A 6,460-nucleotide genomic window follows, 5' to 3' on the forward strand; every position below is an offset into this window, starting at 1 on the left:
GGAGTATATAGGGGGAATTGCAGAAGTTATTTCTTTGCTGATTTTATTCCACCAACAGGTTATTTATGTATTTTTGTGGCGGATTTATCACCTGATTACAATGACTATCACTGAACTGCAACAATGCTATGCCGCTCATCCCAATGTGGTGGGGATGTGCGGGCTCCTCAAAGATACTTCTGTTCGTCACCTTTATTGCGGGGGCTTGTGTGCTTCTGCGGCTTCGCTTTTTTCATCGGTATTGGTGGAAAAGGCGGGGATGCCTTTCGTTTTCATTTTGGGTGATTTGGAGGAGGCGGGCTATTTCTATCATGACCTGACACAGATTCTCGGAACGGAACGTGTCCTGTTTTTTCCCTCTTCTTTCCGTCGTGCCATCAAGTACGGGCAGAAGGATGCGGCGAATGAGATACTCCGTACGGAGGTGCTGAGCCGCCTGCAGAAGAACGGGGAGAACCTTTGCATTGTGACCTATCCGGATGCACTTGCCGAAAAGGTGGTGTCGCGCAAGGATTTGAGTGACAATACGCTGAAACTTCATGTGGGCGAGAAAGTGGATATGGAATTCATCAAGGAGGTGTTGCGCAGCTACGGCTTTGAGTACGTGGATTATGTTTACGAGCCCGGGCAATATGCTGTGAGGGGCAGCATTATTGATGTATTTTCGTTCTCCTCCGAATATCCTTTCCGCATTGACTTTTTCGGCGATGAGGTGGAGAGCATCCGTACTTTTGAAGTAGAGACACAGCTTTCAAAGGAGAAGAAAGAGAGTATTGTGATAGTACCCGACCTGAGCCACAGTCTGGAAAAGGGGGGGAGCGGCGGCATGGTGTCGTTCCTTGATTTCCTTCCGTCGGACAGCCTGCTTGCCATGCGCGATTTTCTTTGGCTGCGCGAACGTATTCAGACGGTGCATGACGAGTCGCTTACCCCACAGGCGATTGCCGCGCGCGAGACGGAGGAGAACGGAGCCATTACGCTGGAAGGAAAGCTGATTGATGGCGGTGAGTTCACTTTGCGTGCCCTCGACTTCCGCCGGCTGGAGTTCGGCAACAAACCGACAGGTACGCCCGATGCAACCCTTTCATTCGACACCGTGGCACAACCCATTTTCCATAAGAATTTCGATTTGGTGGCAGAGAGTTTCAAAAGCTATCTCGCCCAATGCTATACCTTATATATATGTAGCGACAGCCGGAAGCAGACCGATCGCATCCGTGCCATCTTCGAGGACAGGGGAGACGACATCACCTTCACTGCCGTGGAACGCACGTTGCACGAAGGTTTTGTAGATCATGCGTTGCGTCTCTGCATCTTCACCGACCATCAGCTGTTCGACCGTTTCCACAAGTATAACCTGAAAAGCGATAAGGCACGCAGCGGCAAAGTGGCATTGAGCCTGAAAGAGCTGAACCAGTTTACTCCGGGGGATTATGTGGTGCATACCGACCACGGTGTAGGGCGATTTGCCGGACTGGTGCGCATCCCCAACGGTGACACCACACAAGAGGTGATTAAGATTGTCTATCAGAATGAGGATGTGGTGTTCGTCTCCATCCACTCCCTGCACAAGGTTTCCAAATACAAAGGGAAGGAGGGCGAGGCACCCCGGCTGAACAAACTTGGCACCGGAGCTTGGGAGAAACTGAAAGACCGTACCAAAACCAAAATCAAGGACATCGCCCGCGACCTGATAAAGCTCTATTCACAGCGGCGCGAGGAGAAAGGATTCCAGTACAGCCCCGACAGTTTTTTGCAACGGGAGTTGGAGGCTTCCTTCATCTACGAGGACACTCCCGACCAAAGCAAGGCGACTGCCGATGTGAAGGCGGATATGGAGAGTGCCCGTCCGATGGACCGCCTGGTTTGCGGCGACGTGGGTTTCGGTAAGACGGAAGTGGCTGTGCGTGCCGCCTTCAAAGCGGTGGCGGACAACAAGCAGGTAGCTGTACTGGTGCCCACCACGGTGCTTGCCTACCAGCATTTCCAGACCTTCAAAGAGCGCCTGAAAGACCTGCCTTGCCGGGTGGAGTATCTGAGCCGTGCGCGTACCTCAGCCCAATCAAAGGCTGCCATCAAAGGACTTGCCGCCGGAGAGGTGAATATCCTCATCGGCACCCACCGCATCTTGGGCAAAGATGTGAAGTTCAAAGACCTTGGTCTGCTTATCATCGACGAGGAGCAGAAGTTCGGTGTTTCCGTCAAGGAGAAACTGCGCCAGCTCAAAGTGAACGTAGATACTTTGACCATGACCGCCACCCCCATTCCCCGCACCTTGCAGTTCTCGCTGATGGGCGCGCGCGACCTGAGTGTTATCCAGACACCGCCCCCCAATCGCTATCCGGTGCAGACGGAGGTGCATACCTTTAACGATGAGGTCATTGTGGATGCCATCAACTTCGAGATGAGTCGCAACGGGCAGGTGTTCTTCGTGAACAACCGCATTTCCAACCTTATCGAACTGAAAGCGCTGATAGAACGGAACATTCCCGATTGTCGGGTCTGCATCGGTCATGGTCAGATGGAGCCGGCCGAACTGGAGAAGATTATCTTCGACTTCGTGAATTACGATTACGATGTATTGCTTGCCACTACCATCATCGAGAGCGGCATCGACATTCCCAATGCCAACACCATCATCATCAATCAGGCACAGAACTTCGGCCTCAGCGACCTGCACCAGATGCGCGGACGTGTGGGGCGTAGCAACAAGAAGGCGTTCTGCTACTTGTTGGCTCCTCCTTTGTCTTCCCTCACGCCGGAAGCGAAGCGCCGCCTGCAGGCCATCGAGAACTTTTCCGACTTAGGCAGCGGCATCCACATCGCCATGCAGGACCTCGACATCCGTGGCGCGGGAAACATGCTGGGTGCCGAACAGAGTGGCTTCATTGCCGACCTGGGCTATGAGACCTATCAGAAGATACTTTCCGAAGCCGTGCACGAACTGAAGAACGATGAATTTGCCGAACTCTATGCCGAAGAAATCAAAGCGGACGGCGGTGTCATCAGCGGTGAGCAGTTTGTGGACGAATGCCAGGTAGAGAGCGACCTCGAACTGCTGTTGCCTGCCGACTACGTGACGGGCAGCAGCGAACGTATGCTCCTCTACCGTGAACTGGACGGACTGACGCTCGACAAGGATGTTGCCGACTTCCGTGCCCGCCTTGAAGACCGTTTCGGTCCTGTGCCTCCCGAAACGGAGGAACTGCTCCGCATCGTCCCCTTGCGCCGCATCGCTGCCCGTCTGGGAGTGGAGAAGGTATTCTTGAAAGGTGGCAGAATGTCCTTGTTCTTTGTCTCCAATCCCGATAGTCCGTACTATCAAAGTCAGGCATTCGGCAAGGTCATCGCCTACATGATGAAATACACCCGCCGCTGCGACCTGCGTGAGCAGAACAACAAGCGCAGCATGCTGGTGAAGGATGTCACTTCGGTGGAAGAGGCGGTCGGCGTGTTGCAGGAGGTAGTGGCGATGCAGGCGGAAGGGTGAACACTTTCTGTATGAACTCTATATTATTACATGCGGAAAACATACGAGCCTTTAGCGAAAAAACATACGAGGATTAAGTGAAGAACATACAAGGATTTTATGAAGTGAAAATGCAAAATGCTGTGTGATTGTTTCACTTAATTTTCCTCAGAATTTTGGAAAGAGCTGAAGAAAGCGTATCTTTGCGCCCGATTTTGAAGTATGATGCCGCGAATAGCGGTCGTGTATTCCAGAACACCACGTAAAAAACAGGAGTATGAAGCAAAAAGTATCTGTACCTTTTATGCTGTTGGGCATTCTGTTCAATGTGTGCCTTATCACAGCCAACCTTCTTGAAACCAAAGTGATTCAACTCTTTGGCATTACCGTAACCGCCGGGTTGCTGGTCTTCCCCGTTTCTTATATTATTAACGATTGCATAGCCGAGGTTTGGGGCTTTCGCAAGGCGCGTCTGATTATCTGGAGCGGCTTTGCCATGAACTTCTTTGTCGTTATGTTGGGGTTGATAGCCGTGGCATTGCCGGCGGCACCCTTTTGGGAGGGAGCGCCGCATTTTAATTTTGTATTCGGAATGGCGCCCCGCATTGTGGTTGCCAGCCTGATGGCTTTTTTAGTCGGTTCGTTCCTGAATGCTTACGTGATGAGTAAGATGAAACTCCGTAGCGGAGGACGTAACTTCTCTGTGCGTGCCATCTGGTCCACGGTCGTGGGGGAAACGGCAGATTCGCTGATATTCTTTCCGGTGGCGTTTGGTGGCATCATTGCGTGGCGTGAACTGCTGTTGATGATGTGCGTCCAGGTGGTGTTGAAATCGCTCTACGAGGTGCTGATACTTCCGGTCACCATTCGCGTGGTGCAGGCAATCAAACGAATAGACGGCAGCGATGTCTTTGATGAGGGAATCTCTTACAAGGTATGGAAGATTAGTGATATTTAAAAGGAATATGGATATGGTAAACAATGATGCGGCATTGGTCGTGTTCAGCGGCGGGCAGGACTCCACTACTTGCCTCTTCTGGGCGAAGCGTGAATTTAAAAAAGTGTATGCGCTGAGTTTTCTGTATGGGCAGAAACATCGGAAAGAAGTGGAACTGGCGCGTGAGATAGCCCGTAAGGCAGAGGTGGAGTTTGAGGTGATGGATGTCTCCTTCATCGGAAAGTTGGGACACAACTCATTGACCGATATCGGTATGGATATGGATCAGGAGAAGCCCGACAGCACTTTCCCAAATACGTTTGTACCGGGACGCAACCTGTTCTTCTTGAGCATCGCTGCCGTATATGCCCGCGAGCGCGGCATCAATCACATTGTGACAGGAGTGTCTCAAACGGACTTTAGCGGATATCCCGATTGCAGGGACGCTTTTATCAAGTCGCTGAACGTGACACTGAATCTGGCGATGGACGAACAATTCATTCTTCACACTCCCTTGATGTGGATTGACAAGGCAGAGACATGGGCGTTGGCGGATGAGCTGGGAGTGCTCGACCTGGTCCGTCATGAAACGCTCACCTGCTATAACGGCATTCCGGGTGACGGTTGCGGACACTGTCCGGCGTGTAAGTTGAGGCGTGAGGGATTAGAGAAATACCTGTCCTCCTTGTCCTCCCCGTTGATTTGACATTTGTGAAACTTAAAATGAATAGATAATATGGCGGAATTGAAAGACCAACTCTCCTTGCTGGGGAGAAAAACCGAATACAAACAAGATTACGCTCCCGAAGTATTGGAGGCGTTCGATAACAAACATCCTGAGAACGACTATTGGGTGCGCTTCAATTGTCCCGAGTTCACCAGTTTGTGTCCTATAACCGGACAACCCGACTTTGCGGAAATACGCATCTGCTACATTCCCGACATCAAGATGGTGGAGAGCAAGAGCCTGAAACTCTATCTTTTCAGCTTCCGTAACCACGGGGCCTTCCATGAAGATTGTATCAACATCATCCTGAAAGACCTTATCCGTCTGATGAATCCCAAGTACATCGAGGTGACCGGCATCTTCACTCCTCGTGGAGGCATTTCCATCTATCCATACGCCAACTACGGACGTCCCGGCACGAAGTTCGAGAAGATGGCGGAGCAGCGGTTGATGAATCGGGAGTGATGCCTCCTTCTAACTGTCCTGTTTTCAGCGATTAGTAATTCTGTTACATCTTCTGTCACTTTTGTTACATGGTATCAAAATTACTATTCCTTGTAATGTTTGTCTCAGTATTTTGTAGGCCGAATCCTTTCCTTTGCCGGTACAAACGAAAACAAAAGAATTCGAAAACTTTAAATGCAATGTACCATGAAAGGAAAAGTATTTGCTATGCTTGCCATCGGTTTCGTGTTGGCGGCAGAGACCTTCGCACAAGAGTCAAAGAATGATTCATTACGTGTGTTCCAATCATCTAAAAAGGAAGAAGCCAACCGCAATGTCATGCTCAATGCGGCCAGTGCCAACGGACCTCGTGAAATTTCCATCGGGTTGCCGGGCGGCGATGTGAATGTGCTTGAAAACGGGCTTCCCGTAGTGTATAACTCTAATCCTCATAATGTGAATACACATTGGCGTGGAGATAGCAGCCTGGGACATGTGGGGTTGTTGAAAATATCCGAGACTGCCATTGCTACCGGGAATATCGGTTATGCCGTCAATTCGTTTACACAGTTGGGTGAAAGTGACGGTTTTTTTAAAGGCACATTGAACTATAATACCAATCATTTCGGTAAGCAGCAGTTTGATCTGAACCTGAACGGAGACCTGGGAAACGGTTGGTATTATAGTGGAAGCGTTTACCAGAACTTTGACCCGGGAACATTCAAACTGCGTTTTGCCCAATATCAAGACCGTACACAGATTTATAAGGCGGCTCTTACCAAAAAGTATGACGAAGGCCGTGGACAGCTTTCCGTGATTTATCACTACAGCAACAGCCATTGGTTGAGCAATGCCACTACGGGGGCTCCTTTTATCTATGTAG

4 protein-coding genes and 1 pseudogene are annotated in these 6,460 nt (G+C 50.5%); all 5 read left to right on the forward strand.

Translation table 11 applies throughout. The features are described 5' to 3' along the window. Positions 1 to 100: 100 nt before the first annotated feature. Positions 101 to 3,490, forward strand: a complete 3,390-nt coding sequence (mfd, locus tag K2G43_RS09645) for a transcription-repair coupling factor (protein ID WP_297641739.1) — start codon at positions 101 to 103, stop codon at positions 3,488 to 3,490. Positions 3,491 to 3,746: 256 nt separating this feature from the next. After that, positions 3,747 to 4,427, forward strand: a complete 681-nt coding sequence (locus K2G43_RS09650; RefSeq protein WP_297641738.1) for a queuosine precursor transporter — start codon at positions 3,747 to 3,749, stop codon at positions 4,425 to 4,427. 7 nt (positions 4,428 to 4,434) lie between these two features. Beyond that, positions 4,435 to 5,112 carry a 7-cyano-7-deazaguanine synthase QueC gene (queC, locus tag K2G43_RS09655; RefSeq protein WP_297641736.1) on the forward strand — a complete coding sequence of 226 codons (678 nt, stop codon included), beginning with the start codon at positions 4,435 to 4,437 and terminating at the stop codon, positions 5,110 to 5,112. 30 nt (positions 5,113 to 5,142) lie between these two features. Then, positions 5,143 to 5,598 carry a preQ(1) synthase gene (gene queF, locus K2G43_RS09660; RefSeq protein ID WP_297641734.1) on the forward strand — a complete coding sequence of 152 codons (456 nt, stop codon included), beginning with the start codon at positions 5,143 to 5,145 and terminating at the stop codon, positions 5,596 to 5,598. Between the two features lie 186 nt (positions 5,599 to 5,784). After that, positions 5,785 to 6,460: pseudogene (locus K2G43_RS09665) on the forward strand (TonB-dependent receptor); the annotation flags it as partial.

The organism is Bacteroides sp. (assembly GCF_029057325.1).
Lineage (GTDB): Bacteria > Bacteroidota > Bacteroidia > Bacteroidales > Bacteroidaceae > Bacteroides.

Coding starts and splice junctions, on each gene's coding strand:
- mfd (WP_297641739.1), top strand. CDS start 101: ATGACTATCACTGAACTGCAACAATGCTATGCCGCTCATCCCAATGTG.
- K2G43_RS09650 (WP_297641738.1), top strand. CDS start 3,747: ATGAAGCAAAAAGTATCTGTACCTTTTATGCTGTTGGGCATTCTGTTC.
- queC (WP_297641736.1), top strand. CDS start 4,435: ATGGATATGGTAAACAATGATGCGGCATTGGTCGTGTTCAGCGGCGGG.
- queF (WP_297641734.1), top strand. CDS start 5,143: ATGGCGGAATTGAAAGACCAACTCTCCTTGCTGGGGAGAAAAACCGAA.